Below are 3,427 nucleotides of genomic sequence, written 5' to 3'. Positions count from 1 at the left end.
GGCGCCCATCCCCCGACGAGCAGTCGCAGCTGGGCGCGGCACATGCCCGGGCGCGCGGTGAGCAGCGCGTCGAGCTCGGCGTCGGTCGGTTCGCACATGGGGTGACCTCCAGTTGAGGGTGCAATGGCGTAGGCGGCGAGCGGCTCGGTGGCGACGCCATGCCGTCGGGTCTGTGCCGCTCACGCACGGCTCGCGCTCTCGCGCACGACCGCGCGGATGACCTCGATCGTCTGCTCGGGCCGCTCGAGGTGAAGCCCGTGCGAGGTGCCCGGCCACCGCGTGACCGGCACGCCGAGCGCCTCGGCGATGCGAGCGTGGACGGCCCGTGCGCTGTCGCCGATGCGGCCCGGCTCGTGGTCGGCGCTCACGATCGCCGCCGGGACGCCACGGGGCAGGTCCGACTCGTCGAGATCCGCCGCGCGCGCGGTGAGTCCCTCGATCGCGCGCGAGAGCTCACGGACGTCGATGTCGGCGTTCGCCCGCGCCGCGTCGGCGTACGGGCCGCGCAGTCCGGTGTTCTCGATGGCGCGTTCGATCACGGAGCGCATCCTGCGACGCAGGAGCCATCGCACCAGGGGCAGACGGACGGCACGCGTTGTCCTGGCGTGCATGCCCTCGATCGTGGAAGCGAGCTCCACGTCGCCGCACGGCATGGGATCGAGCAGCACGAGGCCGGCGACGTCGTCGGGGAAGTCCCGGGCGAAGTGCAGGGCCACGTCGCCGCCGAGGCTCTGCCCGACCACGACGACGGGTCCCATCCCGAGCCGACCCACCAGCGCGTGCAGGTCCTCACTCGCGTCGGCGAGGGTCCCCGGCACCGGCGAGACACCCGTGCCCGGTCGGTCGTGCAGGATGACGCGCGCACCCGGGTCCGCGACGAGGGCTTCCGGGTAGCCGGGATAGAAGCCGCGGCAGCTGACGTGGCCTCCGGGCAGCAGCAGGACGGGAGGACCGGAGCTGCCGTGGACCTGGGTGCTCTCGTTCATGGGGCTCTCCGTCGCTTCCCTGACGCGAGGGCGGCGGATCGGGTCCGGGCCTCGCTCACCTGCACGTCGATGGCGCGACGCGCGCAAGATTTGGTCATCAATCGTCGGGCTGTATTGTGGAACAATATGGAGGTGCACGCATGAGCGCAACCATCCCCGGGAACGACCGCGCGGGGACCGCAGCGGAGCGGGTCGCCGCCGTGCTGCGCGACGAGCTGCTCGACGGCGCACACCCGGTCGGCACCCGGTTCCGCGAGGAGAGCCTCGCGAAGCGGTTCGACGTCGCCCGGCACACGATCCGTGCCGCGCTGCGCCTGCTCGTCGACTCCCGTCTCGTCACCCACGAGCGCCATCGCGGCGTCGGCGTGGCACCGCTGAGCAGGACCCGCATCGACGAGGTCTTCGACTACCGCAAGGTGCTCGAGCTCGGCGCGCTGCGTCTCGCGCAGACCGCCGGCGCGGACCTGTCGGAGGTCGAGGCCGCCGTCGAGCACCTGGAGGCGATTGCCGAACGCGACGAGCCGCTCGCGTGGCGCGAGCTCACCATGGCGCACAGCGCGATCCACGAACGGATCGTCGCCGCATCCGGCAACCCACTGCTCATGGACAGCTACCGGCGCTGCGAGGACGAGCTGCGGCTGCTGCTGACCTTCGTCCGGCCCGACTTCGACGCGGCGGCGATGGCGGCCCTGCACCGAACGCTGTTCGAGCGCCTGCGCGTGAAAAATTTCAATCACGCAGGCGCTCGAACAGCGTTCGGTGCAGGGCCGCCATCGCCGCCGCGTCGAAGTCGGGCCGGACGAAGGTCAGCAGCAGCCGCAGCTCGTCCTCGCAGCGCCGGTAGCTGTCCATGAGCAGTGGGTTGCCGGATGCGGCGACGATCCGTTCGTGGATCGCGCTGTGCGCCATGGTGAGCTCGCGCCACGCGAGCGGCTCGTCGCGTTCGGCAATCGCCTCCAGGTGCTCGACGGCGGCCTCGACCTCCGACAGGTCCGCGCCGGCGGTCTGCGCGAGACGCAGCGCGCCGAGCTCGAGCACCTTGCGGTAGTCGAAGACCTCGTCGATGCGGGTCCTGCTCAGCGGTGCCACGCCGACGCCGCGATGGCGCTCGTGGGTGACGAGACGGGAGTCGACGAGCAGGCGCAGCGCGGCACGGATCGTGTGCCGGGCGACGTCGAACCGCTTCGCGAGGCTCTCCTCGCGGAACCGGGTGCCGACCGGGTGTGCGCCGTCGAGCAGCTCGTCGCGCAGCACGGCGGCGACCCGCTCCGCTGCGGTCCCCGCGCGGTCGTTCCCGGGGATGGTTGCGCTCATGCGTGCACCTCCATATTGTTCCACAATACAGCCCGACGATTGATGACCAAATCTTGCGCGCGTCGCGCCATCGACGTGCAGGTGAGCGAGGCCCGGACCCGATCCGCCGCCCTCGCGTCAGGGAAGCGACGGAGAGCCCCATGAACGAGAGCACCCAGGTCCACGGCAGCTCCGGTCCTCCCGTCCTGCTGCTGCCCGGAGGCCACGTCAGCTGCCGCGGCTTCTATCCCGGCTACCCGGAAGCCCTCGTCGCGGACCCGGGTGCGCGCGTCATCCTGCACGACCGACCGGGCACGGGTGTCTCGCCGGTGCCGGGGACCCTCGCCGACGCGAGTGAGGACCTGCACGCGCTGGTGGGTCGGCTCGGGATGGGACCCGTCGTCGTGGTCGGGCAGAGCCTCGGCGGCGACGTGGCCCTGCACTTCGCCCGGGACTTCCCCGACGACGTCGCCGGCCTCGTGCTGCTCGATCCCATGCCGTGCGGCGACGTGGAGCTCGCTTCCACGATCGAGGGCATGCACGCCAGGACAACGCGTGCCGTCCGTCTGCCCCTGGTGCGATGGCTCCTGCGTCGCAGGATGCGCTCCGTGATCGAACGCGCCATCGAGAACACCGGACTGCGCGGCCCGTACGCCGACGCGGCGCGGGCGAACGCCGACATCGACGTCCGTGAGCTCTCGCGCGCGATCGAGGGACTCACCGCGCGCGCGGCGGATCTCGACGAGTCGGACCTGCCCCGTGGCGTCCCGGCGGCGATCGTGAGCGCCGACCACGAGCCGGGCCGCATCGGCGACAGCGCACGGGCCGTCCACGCTCGCATCGCCGAGGCGCTCGGCGTGCCGGTCACGCGGTGGCCGGGCACCTCGCACGGGCTTCACCTCGAGCGGCCCGAGCAGACGATCGAGGTCATCCGCGCGGTCGTGCGCGAGAGCGCGAGCCGTGCGTGAGCGGCACAGACCCGACGGCATGGCGTCGCCACCGAGCCGCTCGCCGCCTACGCCATTGCACCCTCAACTGGAGGTCACCCCATGTGCGAACCGACCGACGCCGAGCTCGACGCGCTGCTCACCGCGCGCCCGGGCATGTGCCGCGCCCAGCTGCGACTGCTCGTCGGGGGATGGGCGCCC

At 72.2% G+C, this 3,427-nt stretch carries 3 protein-coding genes and 1 pseudogene; 2 read left to right on the top strand and 2 right to left on the bottom strand.

The features are described from left to right. Positions 1-179: 179 nt before the first annotated feature. On the bottom strand, positions 180-986 hold the full coding sequence (locus tag KPL57_RS06850) for an alpha/beta fold hydrolase (RefSeq protein WP_226350940.1): 807 nt from the start codon (positions 984-986) through the stop codon (positions 180-182). A 140-nt stretch (positions 987-1,126) separates the two neighbouring features. Between KPL57_RS06850 and KPL57_RS06845 the strand changes: the two are divergent. Next, a pseudogene (locus KPL57_RS06845) lies at positions 1,127-1,702 on the top strand (GntR family transcriptional regulator); the annotation flags it as partial. Positions 1,703-1,715: 13 nt separating this feature from the next. On the opposite strand, the gene KPL57_RS06840 reads toward KPL57_RS06845, so the two are convergent. Then, complete coding sequence (locus KPL57_RS06840; protein ID WP_226350941.1) at positions 1,716-2,300, bottom strand: GntR family transcriptional regulator; 585 nt, start codon at positions 2,298-2,300, stop codon at positions 1,716-1,718. Between the two features lie 140 nt (positions 2,301-2,440). On the opposite strand from KPL57_RS06840, the gene KPL57_RS06835 reads away from it, so the two are divergent. Continuing rightward, entirely contained in the window at positions 2,441-3,247 is an 807-nt protein-coding gene (locus tag KPL57_RS06835) for an alpha/beta fold hydrolase (RefSeq protein WP_226350940.1), read from the top strand. Positions 3,248-3,427: the final 180 nt, after the last annotated feature.

It is taken from the genome of Pseudonocardia sp. ICBG601 (assembly GCF_020496245.1).
Note: the sequence above shows the minus strand (reverse complement) of the source record. Positions and strands in the feature narration are given on the sequence as shown.